The sequence below is a fragment of the Zobellia sp. B3R18 genome, from assembly GCF_018860715.1.
Classification (GTDB): domain Bacteria; phylum Bacteroidota; class Bacteroidia; order Flavobacteriales; family Flavobacteriaceae; genus Zobellia; species Zobellia russellii.
The window spans coordinates 726196-751452 of the sequence record NZ_JAHKQG010000011.1; the positions used below are offsets into that span (position 1 = coordinate 726196).

Sequence of the window (25257 nt, forward strand, 5' to 3'; positions counted from 1 at the left end):
CCATATTTAAAGATGAAAAAACTAGTGCTCCTGGGTGCAGGTCTCTGCATGCTAAATTCTTGCGATTACATTGATGATTTTGTTGGTGAGGGTCCCGCGCCCAAATCAGTATCTCCTACTGAAGTTTTAAAAACCAACACGCAATATCTATTGCCCCATACGGTCCTGAACACTATAAACGGAGGTGTTGAAGTTAGAAATGGCGGTTTTGGCTCAGGTGCTACCGCTCACCCTACCGAAGAAGCCGATTTTTATGCTATTACCGACCGTGGACCGAATACCAACTACTTGGATGGAAAGAAATTCCCTGTTGCAGAATACACGCCACGCATTGGTCACTTTACCGTTACCTCTTCTGGAAAAATAGAACTTCTTGATGAAATTCTTTTAAAAGACCCAAGAGGCAAAACCATAACCGGAATACCCAATCCCGAAGGAAAGGGAGCTACTGGTGAAATACCTTATGATGCCGCTGGAAATGCAATTCCTTTTGATGATTTTGGTCTGGATTCCGAAGGTATCGTAGCATTAAAAGACGGTACGTTTTGGGTTTCCGATGAATACGGGCCACATATCGTGCACTATTCGGCCAATGGGGTTCAAATAGAGCGCATATCCCCAATGGGTGTCAATGAAGGTATGGGAGATCGAAAATTACCTGCTGTCTTTGCCAAAAGACGTGCCAACCGGGGAATGGAAGGTCTTGCTATTACTCCAGACGAAAAGACCCTTGTGGGTATTATGCAATCTACAATGTACAACCCAGAAAAAATTCAGTCCAATATTACGCGCATCGTAACATTTGATTTGGAAACGGGCTACACCAGACAATATGTATACGTTCAGGAAAAAGCCAACCTTTCCAACTCAGAAATTACCGCAATTTCCAACACCGAGTTTTTGGTGGTAGAACGCGATGGCAAATTTGCTGGTGAAGGACCGGCCCAAAAACACATCTACAAAATAAATCTTAACGGGGCTACTGATATAAGCGGTAACAACCCTAAAGATGAAAACGGCCTCATGATAGGAGATAAGACCATTGAGCAATTAACCATTCAGGAATTGGCAGCTGCAAACATTGTTCCAGTTCAAAAGGAACTAGTAGTAGACCTTGTAGCAGAATTTGGTTATGCCCATGATAAACTTGAGGGCATCTGGATTATGAACAGTAACACCCTTGCTTTTATTAACGATGATGACTTTGCGGTATCGGACAATGATGGAGACGGTGTTATTGAGCAAAAAATACTGCCAGGAACTACAGATATAGACGCTAGTTCACTCTACATGGTAAAGACAAACTTTAAATAGACCCATCCTTATACCATTCTTATACTAAGCGGCCTATCTATTCTAGACAGGCCGTTTTTTATTTAGAAATCCAAAATCAAATTTGTATCCAGCTTATTATTTACTACAACATTAAACTGGTTCCTGAACGCATTATAGGCTTCTATCATTTGTAAAAGCGACTCATTGGGGTCCGTTCTATAGTACAAATCGCCCTTAACCTTTAACATATAGGTTTTGAATATTTTCTGGCGACTCTTTACTTGTGGAATATCAAATTCTTTAGGGTAAGTAGATTCCGCCAATTGGTTTTGTTTCGTAATCATATCTTCGATCACTAAACTTAAATCTTCCTTATTGGCAACCGTTTGCAGGGCATCAAAACTGGTTTCAAAAGACGCAAATTCTATCCAGTCTTTCAAAATGGCCTGCGCTTCTGGCTTTATAGGCAGCTTCTTGGGCCATTTTTCATTACCTATTTCATAAGTTGCCGTATCCTCAACAACCAATTCCTGTTTCTGTTCTTTACACGCCATTATGGTCAACAACGCTAAACCAAAGAAGAAGATTCTTTTCATAAAGCGAATGTACAAATTTTAAGAAACGCTATCTTTATTCCCAATTCATTTAACGAGACATTAATGGAAAAATCGATTCTGATTATAGGTGCTTGCGGTCAAATAGGCACGGAGCTAACGTTGTCCTTACGCGATACTTATGGCAACGAAAGTGTAATTGCAAGTGATATTAGAGAAGGAAACGAAAGTTTGATGAATTCAGGTCCGTTCGAGATTTTAGACGCTACGGATTACGATGCTCTTGAAGAGGTTGTGGCCTATTATGAAATTACCGAAGTTTACCTCATGGCAGCCATGTTAAGCGCAACTGCGGAAAAATTTCCGATGCGGGCGTGGAACCTAAATATGAATTCGCTCTTTAATGTACTTAACCTAGGAAAGGAGAAAAAAATAGATAAGATATTTTGGCCTTCCAGTATCGCAGTCTTTGGACCTAACACTCCAAAGGAAGGTACTTTACAAAGCACCATTATGGAACCCAGCACGGTGTACGGCATAAGTAAACAATCCGGTGAGCGCTGGTGCGATTATTATTTTCATAAATATGGTGTGGATGTACGGAGCATTCGTTATCCAGGACTAATAAGTTGGAAAACAATGCCGGGCGGCGGCACAACGGACTATGCCGTAGAAATCTACCACAAAGCATTATCTGAAGGCACCTATACCTGCTTTTTAAAAGAAGACACGGAACTTCCTATGATGTTTATGGAGGATGCCATTAAAGCTACACTACAGCTTATGGATGCCGAACCGGAAAAAGTAAAGGTGCGCTCTTCTTACAATTTGTCGGCCATGAGCTTCTCCCCTGCCCAAATGGCAAAATGCATCCAAAAACATATTCCCGATTTTAAAATTTCTTACGAACCAGATTTTAGACAAGCCATTGCGGACTCTTGGCCCGGAAGCATTAATGATTCCGAAGCTCGTAATGATTGGGGTTGGCAAGCGGAATTTGACCTAGAAAAAACCACAAAAGAAATGTTGGAAAACTTGGCTCCTTAAGCCAAATTTTCCAACATATGATCACAAACTTAAATCCGGAATAAAGTCCAAGTTTATTTTTTAGAATTACGGATTTCGTTACTTTGTTTGGAAACAATGATGAAATTGGATCTCCTGTTTTCAAGATGTTTTTCGGCACTACATTTTACGCCATTGGCACATTCATTTTTTAAACGATATTCACCATAGCCATGAGCGCTCTCAATCCTATCGGCATCAATACCTTTTGAAATCAGGTAGCGTCTTGTAGACTTTGCACGATTATCGGACAACTCCAAATTATAGTCATCCGTACCCCTAGCATCCGTATGTGACTCAATTTTAATTTTGATTTCAGGGAATTTAGTCATGGCAAAAAGCACTTTTTCCAGTTCTATTTCTGCCCTAACTGTTATATCAAATTTATCATACTCAAAATATATTGGATCTACCTTTATCTTCTCTACATCTCCATCTTTTTCAACCAAACTATCAAAAGGAGTTAAGTATACCTTATTATCCTTAGAAGGTGCTTCCGGGTTTTCTCCAGTTTCAATTACGATTATTTCTTTGGAAAACCCTGCTTTAGAAAAAACCAACGTATTTTTCTTATTACAAGGAAGTATTACGTTGTAATAACCCAATTCATCCGTTCTATGGACAGAAACAAGTTCATCTGCCGCATTTTTCAGTTCTACATTGGCATTTGCAATGGGTTCGCCCGTTTGCTTGTTCATTACATAACCTGAATATTCCAAACAATCTACAGGTTTCACCTTCTCAAAGCGGTAAATATCATCATCACCCTTACCTCCTGACCGGTTAGAAGCAAAATAACCATCGCCCTTTTTATCTGCTCTAATGAACGAAAAATCATCCATATTACTGTTCAAAGGTTTACCCATATTAAGCGGAAGGGAATACTCGGTTTTTGAAGAGATTACAGAACCAAAAATGTCCAGTCCTCCCAATCCATAATGGCTGTCCGAAGAAAAATACAATACTTCATTACTTACGAACGGAAACATCTCCCTACCCCTTGTATTTATTGCCGGACCCAAATTCATAGGGTCCGAAAGCACATCGCCATCATTGTTTAGATCAACCACATAAATATCCGTCTCACCAAACCCACCGGGCATATTAGAAGTAAAATATAAATGTCTCCCATCCGGACTCAATGCTGGGTGTCCACAAGAATAATCTTTACTATTAAAGCTTAATGAAGTTACATTGACCAGCTCATTGTTACGTATCGTTCCCCTTAAAATCTGCATATTGGAGAGGCCATCTTCATTGGCGCTCAACTTATTTTTCTTTTTAAGATAGTTCCTTGTAAAATATACGGTCTGGCCATCCCAAGAAAACGTCAAAGTGGCATCATGGTAAGAAGACTCTAAATTCTCCAAATATTTTTCCGGGATATAGCTCGCGTCATCAGGTCTTGTAATATAGAGGTCCAAATAAGGCTGTTTGTTCCATGGATACAATTCCCCATTAGATTTTATGGTGTCCCTGGCAGAAGCAAAAATTAATCCGTCATTAAAAAACATGGGGCCAAAATCAGATTTTCTACTATTGAAAGCCAAGTTCGTAGTTTCGTATTTCTCTTTCTCTGCAAGTGTGCTGTCCAAATGTTTTTTTTGTGACAACATCATGTTCAATCTACTTTCATCCGTATAAAAATCCCTCAGCAATTGATCTGCCTTTTCTAGTTTCATACTCGCCTTAAGGCTTTGCACCAATTTTATAATGTTGCTCTCACCAACATTTTTGCCTTTAATCAAGTACAACTTCTCATACCATTTTACAGCTTCTTGATATCTATTCATATTAAAATAGCTATCCGCAAGATGTTGTATAACTTCCAAAGAAGGTCTCTTTTTTTCCGTTGCCAGATTGCTATATAGTTCAATTGCCTTATCAAATTTAAAATCGGCAAAATAGGCATTGGCCCTTTCTTCTTTGCTTTGGGCGGAAACGCTAAGGTATGCGCCCAAAAATAGGTATAGTATTATTTTTTTCATGGTTGTCGGTTTTTAGAAAAATCTGGGTGACAATGCTCTTTTCTTAGCATCAAATAAGTTGTATTTGAGAATAATCTCATGCGAACCATCATTATAACTCTCTAAACCAGTTATGGAATAATCATAGGCATATCCTAAGAAGAAGCTTTTAGAAATATGCAACCCAACTAATGCACTCACCGCATCATTATAGCGGTAGGCCAAACCCAAAGCCAAGGTTTCCTTTATCAAGAAATTACCGGATACATCTACAGTTATAGGCGCTCCGGCCACATGTTTTGTTAGAATGGCCGGCTTGAATTTTAAATTATCGGAGAGGTCCATAACATAACCTGCCATGACATAATACTGACTTTTTCGATCAGTCACCTCTATCTCGTTGTCATTGTAGATTTGAGAATTTAAAAAGTTGTGCGTAGAAACCCCAACATACCACCTATCACTATGAAAGTATGCTCCTGCACCAAATACAGGTCGTAATTTATTTACGTTTTCGGCAAAAATAGGATCTAGTCCGTCTTGGTAACTTCCTTTGGACCAGTCTACTTTTAAAACATCTATACCTGCATTGATTCCCAAAGACAACTTTGTAAAATAGCCCGTAGGAATCTCATAAGAAAAGGTTCCGTTTACATCTAAATTATTAGCTGCCCCAATGTTATCATTGATAGCTGTAAGACCTACTCCTACTCTTTCTCGCAATCTACCCTGAACAGAAAAGGATTGTGTCTCTGGGGCTCCATCTATACCAACCCATTGCGAACGATGTAAAAGCGTAGCCTCTAGAATACCTCTAGACGAGTATCCGGAATTTAAGGCCGCTGTATTATACATGTATTGGGTATATTGAGGCGGTTGTTGGCCATATATTCTGCTCATATTAAAAACAAGATAGCAGAGCATAACTATCTTTATAGTGGTGCAAAGTGATTTCATAACTGGTAAAGGTTTGGTGTGAATAGTTTAAAGAACTTCTTATTATCTAGCCAATTGAAGCCAGCCAACAAGGTTTCTTTCTAATTCAGGAATCTTAATGGAATAGTAGTATGTTCCGGATGGCAAATGATCTCCATTGTTCAGAACACCTTTTACATTAGCTAGACCGTTCCAAGTATTGCGGTAGTCTACCGTTTTATATACAAGGTTTCCATTACGATTGTAAATTTCTACGGTATTCGAGTAATCTTCAATACATTGAACCGTGAAAAAATCATTGAAACCATCATTGTTAGGAGTGAATTCATTGAAGACTTTTAAACAAAATTCTTCGCCCAGAACCATTCCACAAGAGATTGTCTCAACGTCTAAGGACATCATTTTACTTGGGCTACATATTGAATCATCTGTATACGAAACACTAATTTGGGTGCCGGTTAACTCCGTCCAACGAACGATTACAAAGTTATCCGTAGAAGTACCTCCTTCTGTAATGGTACCACCAGCTACAGTCCAAACATAATCTTCTTTGTCTGCATTGGTTTCATACGTATACGAACGCCCTCGGCATACTTCCTCAGATTCTCCGGTTATTGTAATAGGTGAAATACCATCAGCAAATATATTTGCCATAATTCTTAATCGCTCACTACTTTCGCAACCATTTTCAACAGCGGCAACATAATACCAACGGCCATCTTCTATAGGTGTTGAAGGGTCAATTGCGTTTCCACGTAAACGGCTATCATAAAAAACAACATTGGTTTGATCAACTTGAATATCTCCCACCGTAGGGTCATCGCTTTCACAAAAAACCTGACTACTAGAATTTGTCGTGGGCATAGGAACGTCATTCACCTGTACCGTTATCTGCACCCTAGCTAACACGGATGAAGGTATACCTGCAATTCCTGCAAAATAAACTTCACCATCAACCAAAGGAGTATTAGCATTTAATTGCAATCCTGCCGTAAGGTCATTAAAGAACACAATATCATTAAGACCTACTTCCAAATCTGCAACAGTAGCAAAATCAGAGGCACAAAAAACTTGAAAAATATCATCTATAATTAAATCCGGAAGGTCTACAGGAATTTCTTCGGATACGGTACACAAAACACCTTGTACAAAAGCTTCAAGCGTATTATCTATATCTGAAACCAAATCTATAGCATCTACTGCAATGCTGAACGATGAATCTGCCGCTACGACACCATCAAAAAGATTACCGTTAATACTTAAGGATATAGTTTCACCAACCATAACATCACCAGAAACAGTTCCGGTTACATTTACTGAATTGTTACCGTTAAATATATCAATTAGACTATCTAGGCTAACCATTGGGTTGGAATCAATAGATACCGTTTTTGTAAAATCAACAACATTAACTTCAACCGATTGTAAATCGCCCGGAGCATTTTCACAACCCGCCAAATCATGTTTAACGGATACAAAATACGTGTATGGGCCACCTGCTTCCGTTAATCCCGTAATGGTCATTACACCATTGGAATCTATTTCATAAGTAGCTCCTCCAGAAACCAGACCGTCTGTAATCTCATTGGTTTTGTTTGCATCAAAATACCATGAATATGTACCATCTACAGAACTGGTTGGAACCAATACCACATTATCCGAAGAACAAATGGGGTTTTCATTTCCTAAAACAGTTATATCATCTGCTGTTGGAACAGACTCCACATTTATCGTAACCTCGGTTCTAGGTGATTCTTTAAGACAACCTATTTCCGCAGCTGCTACATAATAGGTAGTATCCGAGTTAAGTATAGGTGTAGTGAAAGCTTCACCTGAGTCTAAGGTTGCCAATAGATTCCCGTCTTCTTCTGAATCGTACCACCTTAACTCAACATTATCGTCGTTCTCAACTTCCGCAACAACGCGAGTGCTAAAACCGGCACAGATATTTAGGTCATCTGAAGTAGAAGTTATTACTGGTCTTGCAGGAGCCCTAAACACATCATAAATTAAAAGTTCCTGATCAATACTGATACCTAGTAAGGATGATAAACGTACAGTTACCCGATCAACAGGGATCGTAGGGTCAAAACCTATCACTGCCGGCTGGCCACTTTCTAACAGACCCAATACATCTAAATCCAATAAACTTGATAAATTATCTGAGTATATAGATTGGCCCGCGCCATCTTGACCAATTACTTCAATTGAATTAGCTATACCCAATTGTAGCAAAGACGGGTCCATTGCCATCTTTATATAATAATTATCCCCTGTATCTTCCGGACTATCAAAATAAAATGTCTGCTCAATCCCGGCTAAAACGTCAACAAGGCCTAAACTTAATTCAGAAAAGGTAGTATCATCACCATCTATGGCAAACTCGGGATTAGCAACTCCGGCTCCGCCTAATCCTAAAAGATCTAGCGTTAGGCCTTCTCCACTAAAAGAAGTATAATTAGGTGCACCACATGTAGTATCTCCTTCTCCATAATAGGCCCCATACACATTAAGGTCTCGTTCTTGGCCCAGTCCTATTAAGGACCCAACACTATTGGTTATACTAACCCTATCATAAGGACTAGATGGCGTAAGAGCCAGAAAATAATCTCCGTTCTTATCCTTTACCACACGCGCTTCATCTGATGAAAACGCATTAACAAGTCCTGAACTAGTCTGAAGTACACTATCATCAATATTGAACGCCTCTACAGAAAATTCTTGATTACCAACAAGTAATGTTCCAACAATATCAGAAAGTAGACCACCTAGGCTACCACCCAATAGACTGGATAGTATATCATCTTCAGTAGCAATTTTTATAAAACTGGTAGTGTTTGCTGGTACCGTAGTAGGGTAATTAAGTTCCAAAAGACCGTTATAATTACCAATACCCAATACAATTCCGGAACCGGCCCGTACAATTGCATTGGTTGCTAAATCCGAATCTATGGCGTTATTTGGTTGGGTAACTGAACTTTGGTTTGAAATGGCGTCGGCATAAACCCTATCCTGTGCATAGGAGACCGAACAAACAAAAAATAGCCAGATTAAAAAGTTTTGCTTCAGCGTAGTTTTACGTATCATAGGCAAACTGTGTAGGTTAAGTCTTATAAAAAACTCAAATACGAGAAACATTATTGTTTATGCTATTATATACCCTCGGTGAAATGCGTATTTATTCGATGAAAGGATTTCTTATCGATAAAATGTAGTTTAAAAGTGTCATTTATCGAGTTCCAAAACCTACAAATATTTTATTTACTGATAAACAACACTTTACAATGTTTGTAAAGAGAATAGCCTCAATACTATTCAATGCTAATAAAAAGGACAATATGATTTCCCCATAATTAATGCATAAAAAAAGCCCCCTACTTCATGCGAAATAGGAGGCCTTATATTATAAGGTAACTAAAGATTAATTCAACTCTCTTGTTCTATTTAAAAAACAACTGTGTAAAATAAAGAATACCATTCTCATCTGCAGTAACACTAACCGCTGTATAATTAAAATCACCTTCCATTACTTTCTTATGTGTTGGGCTATTTTTCCACGCTTCAATAATATCATCAGCATTTGTAAAATCCATACCTAAGTTCTCAGAAACAAAATCCGCATTAGCTTCTACTGATAATTTAGAAGCCCTTTTATCAAAATTATCATGACTGATAACTCCTTCGGAAATCATATACTCGTTGTGTGCATTTGCGTAACCATATGCCACACTGTTAAACTCTACTTCGTTTAAACCAACAGAAACTCTATACTCGTTAACAACATCAATAACCTCCTGCTCTATAATAGATATTTCTACTTCTTCATTTGTTGTTGCAACCACCTTGTACAATTCATCCTCTTCTGTAGTAGAAGTAGAACATGAAGTCATTAAAGTTGCAAGAGCGATAAGAAGTAAAATATTGAATCTGATCATAACTTAAGAGAATTAATTTTTGTAATTCGTTTCCTCTATTTATGAACGGCACATTGCAGGATACTTGACGAAATTCTCTTAAGTGGTACGTTTTACTCGTTAAAGTGTAAAAAACTACTAATCAAATAGTTATACTCAAATAAAGTGTGTTTTATATCGGAAAAAACATGTGCTACGCCGATGATTTAACACTTAATCGTAAAAAGAAATTACTTGACCGATAGGCTAATTTTAGCAAACCCGACGAAGTATTAGGAAATGAGGATGAAAAGCGCATTAGACAAAAAAATAGCGCATTTTAAACTTATAGGAAAGAAAGTCTCTTGAAATCAAGAAACCGGCAACAGATGCAAATTTTACTCTGCTCCCTATCGTAAATATAAAATGCGATTGACATCTACATAATCTAGAGACAATCGCATTTTATAAAAAGGTTGTTTTTTAACTACTTGAACGCTACATACTAAACCTCAGCTTCTTTTCAATAGCCACAATCATTTCATTGGCTATATCCTTACCGGTAGCATTCTCAATACCTTCAAGACCCGGAGAAGAATTAACTTCCAACAATAATGGTCCTTTGTTTGAACGGATAATATCTACACCCGCTACGGCAAGGTTCAAAACCTTGGCTGCTTTTTGAGCAAGTTTACGCTCTTCCGAGGTAATTTTAATAATAGAGGCTTTTCCTCCTTGGTGAATGTTAGCCCTAAACTCTCCTTTCTCTGCCTGACGTTGCATGGAAGCTACCACTTTTCCGTTTACCACGAAACAGCGAATATCCTGCCCATTGGCCTCTTTAATGAACTCTTGCACCAAGATATTGGTATTTACACTTTTAAAGGCGTTTATAACACTCTCCGCCGCCTTGTTGGTCTCGGCAAGCACCACTCCTTTACCTTGTGTGCTTTCCAACAACTTTATAATCAATGGGGCACCGTTAACCATTTTAATAAGGTCCTTGGTATCCATTGGCGATTTTGCAAAACCAGTAATAGGAATATGAATATCGTTCTTGGAGAACAACTGAGAGGCAAAAAGCTTGTCCCTAGATTGGGTAATGGCTTCCGCCGAATTCTGGCAGTATACCCCAAGATTATCAAACTGCCTGATTAAGGCGCAACCATAGAAGGTAACCGATGGTTTTATTCTAGGGATGACCGCATCAAAAGCGTTAAGAATATTTCCTCCCCTATACCGTATTTCGGGGGATCGGGCATCCAACTTCATGTAAGCATGTTCTACATTAAGAAAAACAATTTCATGGCCACGTGCTTCCGCGGCTTCTATAATGCGCTTATTGCTATACAACTGCGGATTGCTTGCCAACAAAGCTATTTTAAGACCTGACTTTTCTTTAAAGTAAGGAGCGTACATTTTGTTTACCTCCTCATCATTAAAGTCCTGTACTTGATAGTTTATAGCCGGATTTACAATATACCTTTCATTAATGGCTTCCCTACCCAAAAGCATACGGAACTCCATAGTATCCCGGTTGGCCAAGGTAAGTTCAATCTCAAAAGTATCCTCTCCTATGGTTACAGGTGTGCGTACCACCAAACGCTCTTCGGAGATACCGGAAGAACTTTTAACCATCCTACGGTCCACCAATCTGGCCTGACAAGGAATGGCTATACTCCGGTTCTCCTGCAAAGGGCTTACCTCGAACTTTACCCATTCTTGAGTACCCTTCATAATTATCTTGAGGTTGGTTGCTTGTATTGACGATGTTTTTGCCCCTGAATCTACCCTTGCCTTAATGGCAGGAATACCCAAGTTTTCAAACACGCACCATTCTTCACTACCTATAATCTTTAAATCAGTCAAACTATACTTTTTTTCTAAGTTCAAAAATATCTTTTCTCCTATCTTTTAAATTGCGTACGGCTCCAAATTGATTGAGTTCACGAAGTAAATCTATATCTACATCAGCAATCAAAATCATTTCGGTATTAGGAGTGGCCTCTGCTTTTATTCCATTTGTTGGGAATGAAAAATCACAAGGTGTAAATACCATGGATTGGGCAAACTGAATGTCCATATTCTGAACATTGGGCAAGTTGCCTACGCTACCTGCAATAGCTACATAGCACTCGTTTTCTATCGCCCTTGCCTGCGCACAGTGCCGCACCCTTGAGTATCCGTTCTGGGTATCCGTTAAAAACGGAACGAACAAAATATCCATTCCCTCTTCGGCCAATAAACGGCTTAACTCCGGAAATTCCGAATCATAACAGATTAAAATTCCGATTTTTCCACAATCCGTGTCAAAAGCCTTTAACTGGTTGCCCCCTTGCATACCCCAAACTTTGGCTTCATCCGGAGTAACGTGTAACTTTTCATAGCGCTCCATACTCCCATCACGTCTGCACAAGTAACCAACGTTGTACAAGCGGCCATCAATCATTTCGGGCATACTTCCTGTAATGATATTGATGTTGTACGAAATGGAAAATTCCGAGAACTTCTGTACTATAGCACCGGTATGTTTTGCCAACTCCCTAATAGCATCAGGGGTGGACAAATGGTTATCCTTGGCCATTAACGGTGCATTGAAAAACTCGGGGAACAGCGCAAAATCCGACCTATAGCCAGAAACGGCATCAATAAAATACTCTGCCTGCTGTAATAATTCCTCTAAATCTTTATACGGCCGCATCTGCCATTGTATAAGCCCCAGACGAATAACAGTTTTCTTTGCCGATGCTTTTTTGGAAGGCTTTTGGTAATAAATATTGTCCCATTCCATTAAAATGGCAAAATCACTAGATGCTTTATCTCCTTCCAAATAGCCTTTCATAACCTTGGCAGGATGAAAATCATTACTGATCTGGAAATTTAGTACCGGATCTGCAATTTCCTTTCTACGTACCTTGGCAATATATTCTTTTGGAGTAAGCTCATCTTTATATTTATGGTAATTGGGCATTCTACCTCCAAAAGCTATGCTCTTAAGGTTGAGCTTTTCGCACAGTTCCTTACGGTAGTCATACAATCTACGCCCTAACCTAAGTCCACGAAACTGCGGCTTTATAAAAACCTCTATTCCATAAAGAACATCACCATTGTCTTCATGCGTGGCAAAAGTATAGTTACCCGTAATCTGCTCATAGGTATGCTCATCATCAAAATTATCATAGTCTACAATAATGGACAGGGCCACACCGGCCAACTGTCCATTAATTTTTATCACGACTTGACCTTCCGGAAATTTATCGATCAGCGATTTAATGTGCTTCTCTTTCCAGTATGAGCCGGGCATATTGGTATATGCGGATATCATTGCAGTTTTAAGCTCTTGATAATCATCAAGGTCCAAAAACTTTAACTCTATATTCTCTATTTCTTCTATTTTCATTGAACGGACATTATATAATTACTATCTCTATCAATAAAACCTTGGAATAGAACAAGGGGGTTCATAAACCTATTAACGATATTAGTCTTCATCGTCTTGAGCCATGTCTTCTGGGTCAGGCTCCACTACCGCTTCTGGATCATCATCATCAAAATCTTCATAATCATCCTCGTCATAATTCTCCATCGTATACTCAAGCTTGGCACTGATCTTAACCAAATACTTAGTATCCTCCGTTAAAACCTCAACCGCCTCAATACGTTCTCCACTGGCATTTTTGAACGATATTATATTTCTATCATCATACCCATCTGGATATGCCTCTACCAACAGCTTAAGGACTTCAGGCGTCAACTTTTTAAAGTCTACTATAACGCGCTTTAAATTTGAATTTTCTTTTCTGTTACTCATAGGTCAAGAAGATAAGCAAAAATTAATGGCGCAACAATGGTTGCATCGCTCTCAATAATAAACTTAGGGGTATCTATATCTAATTTACCCCAAGTGATTTTTTCATTGGGAACCGCACCGGAGTACGACCCATAACTTGTTGTAGAATCACTAATCTGGCAGAAATAGCTCCAGAAAGGTGTATCTGTTCTTTCCATATCTTGATAAAGCATAGGCACTACACAAATAGGAAAATCTCCTGCTATACCACCACCAATTTGGAAAAACCCGATTCCGTTTTCGGAATTGTCAGTGTACCAATCTGCCAAAAAGGTCATGTACTCAATTCCTGATTTTACAGTACTTGCCTTCAATTCGCCTTTTAGCACGTATGATGCAAAGATGTTACCCATGGTACTATCTTCCCAACCTGGGCAAACAATAGGTAGGTTTTTTTCCGCGGCAGCGTACATCCAAGAATCTTTTAAATCAATCTCATAATGCTCTTCAAGAACACCGGAAAGTAACATTTTGTACATGTACTCATGTGGTAAATAACGTTCTCCCTTAGCTTCGGCCTCCTTCCAGATCTTAACAATATGCTCTTGCAACCTTCTGAAAGCTTCCTCTTCCGGGATACAAGTATCCGTTACGCGGTTCAGGCCCTTTTCCAATAACTCCCATTCCTCTTTTGGAGTTAGATCTCTATAATTAGGTACACGCTTGTAATGTGAGTGTGCTACCAAATTCATGATATCCTCTTCAAGATTGGCACCGGTACATGATATAATCTGCACCTTGTCCTGACGGATCATTTCGGCAAATATTTTACCTAACTCCGCGGTACTCATAGCACCTGCCAAAGAGACGAGCATTTTTGAGCCTTGCTCCAGTTGTGCTTCGTACCCTTTAGCTGCGTCTACCAAAGCAGCCGCATTAAAGTGCAAATAGTATTTTTCTATAAATTCTGAGATTGCTCCCTTAGTCTTCGTCATCTTCAAATTTTAAACCGTTATTTCCAGATTTACTATCAACATCATAGGTGTTATCATATTCATCATCTACCGCCTCACCCATAAATTTATAGCTAAGCATTTTATAATACAATTTTGCGGCAAGGAAATCCGAAGATTTTTCGGCTGGGTTAGGGCAAAGTTCAACAATATCAAAACCTACCACATTCTTTTCCTCAAATACCTGTTTTAAGAACTCCAATGTTTCATACCAGAACAAACCGCCTGGTTCCGGAGTACCTGTAGAAGGCATAATGGAAGGGTCAAACGCATCAAGATCAAAAGTAATTAGAACATTATCGGTCATTGCCTCAATAACCTTGTCCATCCAGTATTCATCTTGGGCCATGTCATGTGCAAAGAACGTTTTTTCCTCATCCATGAACGTTTTCTCAATGGCATCCATAGAACGGATACCCACCTGAATTAAATTCGTGGTCTGGCTGGCTTCATGTACCGCACAAGCATGGTTATACTTTGTACCCTCATAAGACTCACGTAAGTCTGCATGGGCATCTATCTGCAAAACGGTTAAATTATCAAAACACTCGTTAAATGCTCGTATTGTACCTATTGAAATAGAATGCTCTCCTCCAAAAAGGGTAACGAACTTGTTGCGTTTAATGTATTTTTTGGTTCTCTTGTGCACGGCGTTTACCACAGCTTCCGGAGAACTGTTTTCCGTAATGGCTTCGGCTAAATGAATACCCTGCTCGTAAACCTCTGTATTGGTCTCAATATCATACAGCTCCATATTCTCAGAAGCTTCTAAAAATGCTTGAGGGCCTTTATCGGCTCCTTTTCCCCAAGTACTTGTTCCATCGTATGGCACAGGTATTAAAACTACCTTGGCCGTCTCTAATTGTGCGAATTTATCGGGAATTCCCGCATAATTCTTTGTTGTGCTCATCTTGATTAAATGAAGTTTATAGGTTTGATGTAATTTTTTGTGAAATGGTCTCAACACTACCGTTCTTAGCGGTTTTTTCGGTTTCGTAACCCAATATACTAAGCAAGTCTTCTGCTTTTTGTTGCGGACTGAACAATTCATAGGTAAAGTTGCCATTGGCATCCTTATCTATCAATATGTGTTTGGGTTGCGGAATCAAACAATGCTGTAAACCGCCGTAACCACCAATGGTCTCTTGGTAAGCTCCAGTATTAAAGAACCCTATATACAAGGGCTTGTCCCGTCTATATTTAGGCAGATAAATGGCGTTCATGTTTTGTTCGCTGTTGTAATAATCATCGCTATCACAAGTTAAACCACCCAATAAAACACGCTCATACTCATCGTTCCAGCGGTTTATAGGCAACATGATAAAACGTTTGTTAATGGCCCAAGTATCCGGTAATGTGGTAATGAAAGAAGAATCTATCATGTTCCATTTTTCACGATCGTTCTGCTGCTTTTGGTACAGAATCTCATAAATGGCACCACCGCTTTCGCCTACGGTAAAACTCCCGAACTCCGTAAAAATGTGAGGCACGGGTACATCTGCCTCTTGGCATGTAATATTGATCTGATTTAGAATCTCATCGATCATATATTGATAATCGTACTCAAAGGCCAAAGAGTTCTTTATAGGAAAACCACCTCCAATATTTAAGCTATCCAAAGACGGGCACATCTTTTTTAGACGTGTATAGACCTTAAGACACTTTAGCAGTTCGTTCCAATAGTAAGCATTGTCACGAATTCCGGTGTTTATAAAAAAGTGAAGCATTTTTAGCTCTACCTTTTCATTATCCTTAATCTGGTTCTCGTAAAAGGGTACAATATTCTTATAGCCGATGCCCAGTCTAGAGGTATAGAACTCAAATTTTGGTTCTTCCTCAGAAGCTATACGGATGCCTATTTTGTAGGTATCATCAATTACTTCGGACAGCAGGTCAATCTCCTCATAATTATCAATAATGGGTATACAGTTCCTATGACCGTTATTAATAAGTCTAGCAATATTTTCTATGTACTGCTCACGTTTAAAACCGTTACAGATTACATAGGCATTGTCCTTTAATTTACCATCCCTTTTTAACTGCTCTACAATATTAATATCAAAAGCGGAAGACGTTTCAATATGGATATCGTTCTTTAAAGCCTCGTGTAGAATATGTTGAAAATGCGAACTTTTAGTACAATAGCAATAATGGTATTTGCCCTTGTAGGCGTTCTTCTCAATAGAATTTGCAAACCAGTTTTTTGCCTTATTAATATTGTCAGATATCTTAGGCAAATAAGTGAATTTTAACGGGCTACCATATTTATCTACCAGCTCTTTAAGCGGAATATCGTGAAATTTTAAATGCTCGTTCTCAAGCGTAAACTCTTCTTGAGGGAAAAAGTAAGTCTGATCGATTAGATCGATATATTTATTATTCATTGTTAATTCTTGTGAATGAAAATCGGTATATTTTTTTTAAGTAATGCGTTTGTACGCGTTATGAAATTGTTACCGATGGTATCATATAAGAATTTGTTCCTGAGTAGTAGGAATAAAGAAGTAGTTGTGCTGGCTTTGCACAATAGAAGTGAAAAAATCGGAAGTTAGCTTTAAAATCCGGTCGCCCATCTTATGGGTTGCTATGAGATTTGACTTCCTAATCTCCCATAGCCCGAACATAGAAACACACTGCATGTTGTTCAGCTAAAAGCTCATAATGCCTTCAGTTTTACGTCGCTAAAGACAGGACAAATGAAAACAAAAAAATTGTAAAAACAAGCGTTTTCAAAAAATTTACGATAAAACGCGAAAAAAAGTTTTTACAACTACCACAAAATCAAAAAATGTCAGCTAATTATCTTATTTTTAAGACATTAAAACACCCTTGACAAATGAAAAAAAACAGCATACCCCACCTAAAAAGCATCAGTTTATGCTTACTCTTGGCTCTTACAAACATATTATATGCGCAAATACCTTCAAACACTTACTTTTTTGAGGAAGAAGTTGATGCAAAAAATATCACCCATGAACTCAAAATTGATGGTGATTATTTTACACATACCGTCTACGAGAAGAAGCCGGCCCAATTTATCATGACGCGCGGCGGTTTTGTTCAAGTAAAAGATAACAAACTCGTATTACAATTGGAATTCAACTCTAATTATGAAAATGACCAATTAAAAACGCTCAATATTCCTTTTAAAACCGAAGGTGAAAATCTCATCCTTGAAATGAAATCCAAACAAACCTTTAAACCCATTGCCCCGTTAGAACAAGAGCTGGATGGCAAGTGGCTTTTCGCTACCCGTGGCCCAGATACGGGACAAGAACGAAGGGGAGAGGAAAACCCCAGAAAAACACTAAAATTTCTAAAGAACGGTCGTTTTCAATGGATAGCCTACAATACGGATATCATGAAATTTTTTGGCACCGGCGGCGGAAGTTTTTCTTCTAAAAACGGAAAGTATGTTGAGCATATTGAATTTTTCTCAAAAGATAATTCCCGTGTTGGTGCTACCCTAAATTTTAATTATGAGCTAAAGAATGCGGACTGGCACCATACCGGAAAGAACAGTAAAGGAGAACCTATGTATGAGATTTGGGCCAAGAGAAAAAATTGAAATTATTCGGTCTTAAAACAAGTTATCAACAATTCTTATGATAAAAATATCGTAATTCATAAAAATAAAACACAATGTAAGCCTTCATGCGCCGTTATAAACGGACAATCATAATAATGATGGTATGAACCCCCTTACGAAAGAACAGATAAAAGAACTTCAGGAAAAGCTAGAGGAAAACAAAAAAAGGATAGACGAGTTGGTGAAAAAATTTGACGTCTATAAAATCTAGTAAACCATTTCCAAGAAAAGTGACCCCGGCAAGAATCGAACTTGCATCTAAAGTTTAGGAAACTTCTATTCTATCCATTGAACTACGGGGCCAATTAATCCAGAGGGCAAAAATAAAGTTTTTTTAGAAGTGCAGAAACAACCGGACAACTAATTTTAAACCGTTTCAGGTAAAAAGTTCTTGACGCTTACTCTGTTATTTCCTTTACAAAATTAACAATCAACGGTAAGGCCGGATAGACCATGATATGGCCATAACCATCAAGTTCCATGAGCTGTACATTTGGGTGGCCCAAAACCTTCAACATCCTATAAAAGTAAGCTACCTCTTCATAACGTCCTAACAGCTCCAACTCACGATTACCGGTTACCAACAACATAGGCGGAGCATCTTTACGAACATGAAATAAGGGCGCATATTTATCTACAATAGGCTGGGTTCCTTCTATTCCCATTTCTTTACGAACGGTCATATGTGTTATGGTATGCCCGCTTAACGGAGCCAGGCCTGCAATTTTATTGGCATCTATACCATGTTTTTCCAAGTAGGATTTATCCAGCCCAACCATACTTGCCAAATATCCGCCGGCAGAATGACCGGAAACAAAAATCTTATCAGAACTACCATTATACTCAGAGATATTCTTAAAAACCCAAGCTACTGCCGCTGCCGCATCTTCTATATAGACGGGGTGTTTTACTTTGGGATGCATCCTATAATTAACGGCCACCACTATAATACCCTTTTCCTCCAGTCCCTCCGGAATATTCTTCTCTCCATTTTCCAGCCCGCCACCATGAAACCAAACCACAACGGGAGCACTAACACTATCTTTGGGATAGTAAACATCTAACTTGCAACGTTCTTTTAAGTATTGATCTTGGGATTGGACGGTTTCCGGGTAATAGGGAATATTCTCCTTTAAGATATACCCCTCTTGACCAAAGGCGGTGGTAACCACCATTAACAAACTGAAAAAAACAACCCTTACACTAAATATCATACGCTCTAGCTTTAATCTATAAACAGATTAGGTAAAGCTAACGAAAACCAAGGAAACAAGGTTACCAGAATGAGTACCAAAAAACTGACCAATAAAAACGGCATACCCGCCTTACTTACTTCCCCAATAGATATTTTACCGATACTAGATGCCACAAAAAGACAAACACCTACAGGTGGAGTGGTTAAACCAATAATTAGATTCAATACGGCTATTACCGCAAAATGAATAGGATCAACATCTACTGCCAAAGCAACCTTTAACAAAATGGGAAAAAGAATAAGTAATGCCGCAATAGTTTCCATAAAGGTCCCGACCACTATAAGTAGTAAATTAATTAGCAATAGCACTACGTATTTATTGTCCGTGAAACCTAAAATCTCATTGGAGATACTTTGTGGAATCTGCTCCGTAATCAATATATAACCGAATAGATTGGCAAAACCAACCAGTACCATAAGCGATGCCGAAGTTTTCATGCTGTCTAGAAAAACCACTTGAATATTCTTAAAATTCAAGCGTTTATAAACAAATTTACCTATCACTAAAGCGTACACCACGGCAATAATAGAAGCCTCGGTAGGAGTAAAAATTCCGCCGATAATGCCGTACAGAATAATGAAAGTCATTAAAAGCGACCAAAACGTATCTACAAAACCACGTGCCACTTGCTTAAAACTGCTACGGGCATGTTTGGGATAATTTTTCTTTTTTGATATGAAATAAGCGGTCAACAATAACCCTATTCCCAAAAGTAATCCTGGCAGCGCACCGGCAAGAAACAATTTACCCACGGAAAGTCCGCTTAAAGTAGCCGCAATAATCATAGGCACACTTGGTGGTATTATTGGCCCTATAGTAGAGGAAGCCGCAGTAACCGCACATGAAAAACCAGTATCGTAACCTTCCTTTTTCATTGCAGGAATCATAATAGACCCCATGCTTGCCGTATCTGAAATAGCCGTACCGGAAATACCGGCAAACAGCATTGACGCACCAATGTTCACTAAAGAAAGTCCTCCTCTAATATGCCCCAACAAATGGTTACAAAACGTGATGATTTTTTCCGTTAGTCCGCCTTGGTTCATAAGATTTCCTGCCATAATAAAGCCGGGAACACTTAAAAGCACAAATACATCTATTCCTGCATACATTTTCATAGGAACGATAATCAACGGAATACCTTTCATCAAAATATAGCTCAAACAAGAAAGTCCCAGCGCAAAGGCTATTGGAAAACGCAGCACAAGACACACGATAAATACAATAACAAGAACCCAAATCATATTTTAGAATTTTTATAATTTCTTTGAATCCTTTTCCCCAGGTAATAACTAATAGAAGCAGACATAATGAACATACTAAAAAACGCAATACCCATATTAAAACCCATACTGGGGGACTTCTCAGGAATACCCAACACTACAAATTGTATAGAATAAATAGCCATGAGCACAAACAAAAGCAAGACTATTACCGGAATAATCTTAACCAACGTACGCTGCATACGTACAGGAAACCTGCTAAAGAACATATCTAAATGCACATAATATTCGCTCTTCATGGCCAGACCGGCACCAAAAGATGTAGCATATATAAAAAAGAGCCTTGAGGCTTCTTCCGTCCAAGAAGGAGTTGCAAGCGGAGTAAATCTGCAAAAGATTTGTAATAACACCGTGGCAATCAGCCCCCACGTACTTAGTAACGCCCCCACTTTTAGAATACGTCCAATAGCTTTATGAAGCATCTTTCTCTGTTTTCAGTTGATCGTAAATTTTTTGCATTTCAGGCGAAAGGCTATTGTAAATAGCTTCCTCACATTTTTGTTGAAAAGCATCTTTATCCACCTCTATAAATTCCATACCCTTGGCCTTTAGTTCTTCCTGAACACTTTTTTCGTTTTCCAAAAAAAGATGGTGTTCATAGGCCTGCATATCTTTGGCAGCTTCCATAAAAATTTTCTTTAAGTCCGGAGGTAATCTTTGAAACTGCTTTTCACCCACTACGGGATACACCCAGCTTACAACATGGCTCGTTAAGTTCAGGTACTGCTGTACTTCGGAAAAGCCCGCATTGTTGATTAATGCAAACGGATTTTCCTGTGCTTCTATAGTACCTTGCTGTAAAGAGGTAAAAACTTCGGAAAAGGCCATGGGCGTGGGTTTTGCTCCAAGGGCTTTCCATAACGTAACAAAAGATGGAACATTGGGAATTCTTACGATAAGCCCGTTTAAATCATCCGGATGCCGGATAGGACGGTTTGATGTTAAATGTCTAGGACCACGTTCAAAATGACCCAATGACCGTAGACCGGCCTTGTTTATCATTTCTTCTTCCATCAACTTACCAATAGGACCATTAATGTACCTATTCATATCCGTTGAATCCTGCATTAAAAAAGGAAGCTCACAGAAAGTGGCCACCTCAAACCAATTGGTTAAGATAGAACCCGTGGTAGTCATATCTATCACATCGGCCTGAATGAGCCTAATGGCCTCAACCTCCTTGGCCAACTGCTCGGAAGGGTATATCTCTACCTTTATTCGTCCTTCGGTTCGTTCTTCTAGAATCTGCCCAAAATATACAAAAGCCTTATACCAGGTATGTTCTTCGTTTACCAAAAGGGCCGTTCGCAACAAAAATTCCGGTTCAGGTTTATCCGGTTTACAGCTATTGAAACATAACAGGGCAAAAAGACATAGCACTGCCTTCTTTAAAATACAACTTAACACTCCTTGATTGCGCATAATCTAATCTTCTACCTCAACCACCATTTCTATTTCCACGGCAATATTGCCGGGTAACGAACCCATGCCAACTGCAGCACGTGCATGTTTGCCACGTTCGCCAAAAACTTGGACCATTAGATCCGAATATCCATTAATAACTTTGGGTTGATCGGTAAAATCCGAAACGGCATTTACCATACCACGCACTTTTACAATACGCTTTACCTTTTTAAGATCGCCTAATTCCGATTTTAAGACCGAAATTTGATTGATGCCCGTTATCCTTGCAGCTTCATAACCCTCTTTAATTGTAAGGTCTTGCCCCAACTTACCTGTAATATTCTCACCATTTGCCTTTGTTGGTCCTTTACCGGCAAGAAAAATAAGATTGCCGGTACGTACCGCATTTACATAATTGGCCATGGGAGCGGAGGGCTCTACAAGTTCAATTCCAAGTTCTGCAAGTTTAGCTTCTGGATTATATTCGGCATCATTTTGAGCATTACCCATAAACGGTATAACTAGGGCAATGGCTACAACTACAAAGAAGATTTTCATAAAGTTTCAATTCGCTGTTAAATGCCCAAGATACACATTTACAACTTTCATTAAAACCTTGAATAACAGAAAATAACCAACAAGCAAAAAATAATTTGTTTCAAATATGAAACTAGTTTCAAATTCTATGGAGCTTATATGGGTAGATTCCACCCGCATTCCATTGACATACGTATAGGTTTTTATCGTTATCTACACATACATCATGACAGTGTTTGAAAATCGGTTTTTCTTGGAGCATTAATTTCAATTTCCCGTTTTCATATGTAGGTTCCGTGCCTCCTGGGTTGGACACTACCTTATTATCCTTATCCAAAATGGTTACAAAACCCTTGTTGGCCTGCATATTATAATTGCCTTCTTCCATACCAAAACAAACTCCCGAGTAAACATTTTCACCATCTATGACAGGTCTACTCACAAACAAACCGGGCATGTAGTAATCTTCTATATACTCCCCTTCCAAGGAAAACCTTTTGAATGAATTCTTAATACGTGCGGTGCAAAGTAGCGTTGGGTTTGCTGGATCCCTATTATCAATAGCAACACCATGTGCCTGTTTAAATTTTTCAGGCGAAAGAAAACTGTCTCCCCCAAATTTTCTAATGAAATTACCCTTTGGGTCATATTGCAGGATGAACTGTGACCCATATCCATCGGCAATATAAATATTTCCATTGGGCCCTATTGCGGTTTCTGTGGGTTTGAACGGTGCATTTTGTTCATATATACCCTTTGAAGCAGGTGATGCTATCTCTAGTACCACACCTCCATCTAGGTCGGTCTTTATTACCCTTCCCAAAGACGGATCGGTAATGTACAGAAACTCCGCGCCTCCTTCCTCGTGAATTGTAAGGCCATGTGCCCCAGGTAAATTTAATGTCCAGCTGTGTAGCAATACCCCAGATTTATCATATACCAACATATTGTTCTTGGCATGATCTGTAAGCATAAATAACCTTCCCTTTTTATCCATCACCATTTCATGGCAATTATTTACAGGGTGTTTCTTAGGGTCCAAATCTCCCCAACCCATTTCAACCCGATATTTAAAATCACCATGTCCAATAATCTCTTCGCTGAGGTTAACTTTTGAATTATTAATATAGAACGGCACAGTGGTCATGGCTAAAATACCTCCCGTACCCATGGTTGTTTTTTTCATGAATTCTCTTCTTGTTGGCATGCGCATTAAGCTAAAATATCTTTTACTACATGACCGTGAACATCGGTCAAACGGTATCTTCTACCTTGGTGTTTAAAGGTAAGCTTTTCATGATCTATACCCAACAAATGCATTATGGTGGCTTGGAAATCATGAACATGTACCCCGTTCCGGGCAACATTGTAGCTAAAATCATCAGTTTCACCATAGACCATTCCCGCCTTGACGCCCGCACCTGCCATCCACATGGTAAAACAACCCGGGTGATGGTCTCTTCCATAACTTTCAGCGGTTAGTCTACCTTGCGAGAAACTGGTGCGCCCGAACTCTCCGCCCCAAACTACCAAAGTATCCTCTAAAAGTCCGCGTTGTTTTAAGTCCGTAATAAGACCAGCAGTAGCTTGGTCTGTGCTCAATGCCTGTCTTTTAATTCCATTGGGGAGCCCGCCATGTTGGTCCCACCCCATATGGTATAGCTGTATAAATTTTATATCTTTTTCCGCTAGACGCCTTGCCTGTAAGCAATTGGCAGCATAGGTGCCCGGAATTTTGGCATCCTCACCATATAATTCATACACATGGTCTGGCTCATTGGAAGTATCTACCGCATCCGGTACCGAATTCTGCATGCGATATGCCATTTCATATTGATTTATTTTAGATTGAATTTCCGGATCTTTCCAGATATCGTACTGCTGATTGTTCAAATCCGAAATATAGTCCAGCGCCCGCCTACGGTCGTGATCGTGTACCCCATGCGGATTATTCAAATACAACACCGGATCTTTGCCCGAGCGAAATTGAACTCCCTGATGGTGGGAAGGCAAAAATCCATTACCCCAAGCCGCCGAACTTAAGGGTTGGGCACCTCCTCCTTTGGAAAGCATCACTACAAAATTAGGCAGATCCTTATTATCGCTCCCAAGGCCATAACTTAACCATGACCCAATTGAAGGCCTACCACTTAATTGAGAGCCTGTTTGCATAAACATAACCGCTGGTTCATGGTTAATAGCTTCGGTATACATTGACTTTATAATACAAAGGTCATCTACAACACCAGCGGTATGCGGAAAAAGCTCACTCACCCAAGCACCGGATTGACCGTGTTGTTTAAAATCGAAAATGGACTGTACTAAGGGAAAAGTGCTTTGTGAAGTCACCATTCCAGAATTACGCTGTGTTCCCCTAACCGAATCAGGTATTTCTTGACCATGCCATTTGGCCAAGGAAGGCTTATAATCGAACGTTTCTATTTGAGACGGACCACCACTCTGGAACAAATAAATAATCCGTTTGGCTTTAGCGGGAAAATGGGTTCCCCCCAATGCGCCTCCATGAGCGTTTACCAACGAAGGCCTTTTAGAAACCAGCAAATCATTGGCAAAAGATTCTGTTGGACCCAAAAGACTGGACAGTGCAATGGATCCAAACCCCAAGGACGCTTTCTTTAAAAAGCCCCTACGGGTATCTTCAAACTTCTTTTGTTCATGAATATCTCTCATAATC

At 39.2% G+C, this 25257-nt stretch carries 21 protein-coding genes and 1 tRNA gene; 3 read left to right on the forward strand and 19 right to left on the reverse strand.

What is annotated here, in order from left to right; translation table 11 throughout:
* Positions 1 to 12 precede the first annotated feature (12 nt).
* Complete coding sequence (locus tag KO513_RS09625; protein ID WP_252735741.1) at positions 13 to 1314, forward strand: esterase-like activity of phytase family protein; 1302 nt, start codon at positions 13 to 15, stop codon at positions 1312 to 1314.
* Positions 1315 to 1376: 62 nt separating this feature from the next.
* On the opposite strand, the gene KO513_RS09630 is transcribed toward KO513_RS09625, so the two are convergent.
* On the reverse strand, positions 1377 to 1871 hold the full coding sequence (locus KO513_RS09630; protein WP_215436073.1) for a hypothetical protein: 495 nt from the start codon (positions 1869 to 1871) through the stop codon (positions 1377 to 1379).
* A gap of 63 nt (positions 1872 to 1934) precedes the next feature.
* On the opposite strand from KO513_RS09630, the gene KO513_RS09635 reads away from it, so the two are divergent.
* Positions 1935 to 2876: an NAD-dependent epimerase/dehydratase family protein gene (locus KO513_RS09635; protein ID WP_215913203.1), complete on the forward strand. Its 942-nt coding sequence runs from the start codon at positions 1935 to 1937 to the stop codon at positions 2874 to 2876.
* A 53-nt stretch (positions 2877 to 2929) separates the two neighbouring features.
* Here the strand turns inward: KO513_RS09635 and KO513_RS09640 are convergent, their stop codons facing one another.
* From KO513_RS09640 to KO513_RS09685, 10 genes are all read right to left on the reverse strand, one after another.
* A complete protein-coding gene (locus KO513_RS09640) occupies positions 2930 to 4882 on the reverse strand; it encodes an OmpA family protein (RefSeq protein ID WP_215913204.1) in 1953 nt (650 codons plus the stop codon).
* 12 nt (positions 4883 to 4894) lie between these two features.
* The gene (locus KO513_RS09645; RefSeq protein WP_215913205.1) at positions 4895 to 5818 is read right to left on the reverse strand and encodes a PorP/SprF family type IX secretion system membrane protein; all 924 of its coding nucleotides are present in this window, start codon (positions 5816 to 5818) and stop codon (positions 4895 to 4897) included.
* A 42-nt stretch (positions 5819 to 5860) separates the two neighbouring features.
* Positions 5861 to 8884: a gliding motility-associated C-terminal domain-containing protein gene (locus KO513_RS09650; protein ID WP_215913206.1), complete on the reverse strand. Its 3024-nt coding sequence runs from the start codon at positions 8882 to 8884 to the stop codon at positions 5861 to 5863.
* A 353-nt stretch (positions 8885 to 9237) separates the two neighbouring features.
* Entirely contained in the window at positions 9238 to 9732 is a 495-nt protein-coding gene (locus KO513_RS09655; protein WP_215436088.1) for a CAP domain-containing protein, read from the reverse strand.
* Positions 9733 to 10188: 456 nt separating this feature from the next.
* The gene (rimK, locus tag KO513_RS09660; RefSeq protein ID WP_215913207.1) at positions 10189 to 11559 is read right to left on the reverse strand and encodes a 30S ribosomal protein S6--L-glutamate ligase; all 1371 of its coding nucleotides are present in this window, start codon (positions 11557 to 11559) and stop codon (positions 10189 to 10191) included.
* Position 11560: 1 nt separating this feature from the next.
* On the reverse strand, positions 11561 to 13090 hold the full coding sequence (locus tag KO513_RS09665; protein WP_215913208.1) for a bifunctional GNAT family N-acetyltransferase/carbon-nitrogen hydrolase family protein: 1530 nt from the start codon (positions 13088 to 13090) through the stop codon (positions 11561 to 11563).
* 81 nt (positions 13091 to 13171) lie between these two features.
* Complete coding sequence (locus KO513_RS09670; RefSeq protein ID WP_215913209.1) at positions 13172 to 13501, reverse strand: hypothetical protein; 330 nt, start codon at positions 13499 to 13501, stop codon at positions 13172 to 13174.
* On the reverse strand, positions 13498 to 14475 hold the full coding sequence (locus KO513_RS09675; protein WP_215913210.1) for a deoxyhypusine synthase family protein: 978 nt from the start codon (positions 14473 to 14475) through the stop codon (positions 13498 to 13500). Before KO513_RS09675 ends, KO513_RS09670 begins: the two co-directional genes overlap by 4 nt.
* Complete coding sequence (speB, locus tag KO513_RS09680) at positions 14462 to 15403, reverse strand: agmatinase (RefSeq protein WP_215913211.1); 942 nt, start codon at positions 15401 to 15403, stop codon at positions 14462 to 14464. The genes KO513_RS09675 and speB overlap by 14 nt, the downstream gene beginning before the upstream one ends.
* A 16-nt stretch (positions 15404 to 15419) precedes the next feature.
* Complete coding sequence (locus KO513_RS09685) at positions 15420 to 16877, reverse strand: arginine decarboxylase (RefSeq protein WP_215913212.1); 1458 nt, start codon at positions 16875 to 16877, stop codon at positions 15420 to 15422.
* A gap of 452 nt (positions 16878 to 17329) precedes the next feature.
* On the opposite strand from KO513_RS09685, the gene KO513_RS09690 reads away from it, so the two are divergent.
* Positions 17330 to 18061 (forward strand): hypothetical protein, encoded by a 732-nt coding sequence (locus KO513_RS09690; protein ID WP_252735743.1) that lies wholly within the window; start codon positions 17330 to 17332, stop codon positions 18059 to 18061.
* 252 nt (positions 18062 to 18313) lie between these two features.
* Here the strand turns inward: KO513_RS09690 and KO513_RS09695 are convergent.
* The 8 genes from KO513_RS09695 to KO513_RS09730 all read right to left on the reverse strand — a co-directional run bounded on the left by KO513_RS09695 (position 18314) and on the right by KO513_RS09730 (position 25253).
* Positions 18314 to 18385: transfer RNA gene (locus tag KO513_RS09695), tRNA-Arg, on the reverse strand.
* A 95-nt stretch (positions 18386 to 18480) separates the two neighbouring features.
* On the reverse strand, positions 18481 to 19296 hold the full coding sequence (locus KO513_RS09700) for an alpha/beta hydrolase (RefSeq protein ID WP_252735745.1): 816 nt from the start codon (positions 19294 to 19296) through the stop codon (positions 18481 to 18483).
* Between the two features lie 11 nt (positions 19297 to 19307).
* A complete protein-coding gene (locus tag KO513_RS09705; protein WP_215436109.1) occupies positions 19308 to 20582 on the reverse strand; it encodes a TRAP transporter large permease in 1275 nt (424 codons plus the stop codon).
* Positions 20579 to 21043 (reverse strand): TRAP transporter small permease, encoded by a 465-nt coding sequence (locus KO513_RS09710; protein ID WP_215913213.1) that lies wholly within the window; start codon positions 21041 to 21043, stop codon positions 20579 to 20581. Before KO513_RS09710 ends, KO513_RS09705 begins: the two co-directional genes overlap by 4 nt.
* Complete coding sequence (locus KO513_RS09715) at positions 21033 to 22043, reverse strand: TRAP transporter substrate-binding protein (protein WP_215913214.1); 1011 nt, start codon at positions 22041 to 22043, stop codon at positions 21033 to 21035. The genes KO513_RS09710 and KO513_RS09715 overlap by 11 nt, the downstream gene beginning before the upstream one ends.
* Positions 22044 to 22046: 3 nt before the next feature.
* On the reverse strand, positions 22047 to 22583 hold the full coding sequence (locus tag KO513_RS09720; protein WP_215913215.1) for a RidA family protein: 537 nt from the start codon (positions 22581 to 22583) through the stop codon (positions 22047 to 22049).
* Positions 22584 to 22701: 118 nt separating this feature from the next.
* Positions 22702 to 23748 carry a 6-bladed beta-propeller gene (locus KO513_RS09725; protein WP_252735746.1) on the reverse strand — a complete coding sequence of 349 codons (1047 nt, stop codon included), beginning with the start codon at positions 23746 to 23748 and terminating at the stop codon, positions 22702 to 22704.
* A gap of 26 nt (positions 23749 to 23774) precedes the next feature.
* Positions 23775 to 25253: a DUF1501 domain-containing protein gene (locus KO513_RS09730; RefSeq protein WP_215913217.1), complete on the reverse strand. Its 1479-nt coding sequence runs from the start codon at positions 25251 to 25253 to the stop codon at positions 23775 to 23777.
* Positions 25254 to 25257: the final 4 nt, after the last annotated feature.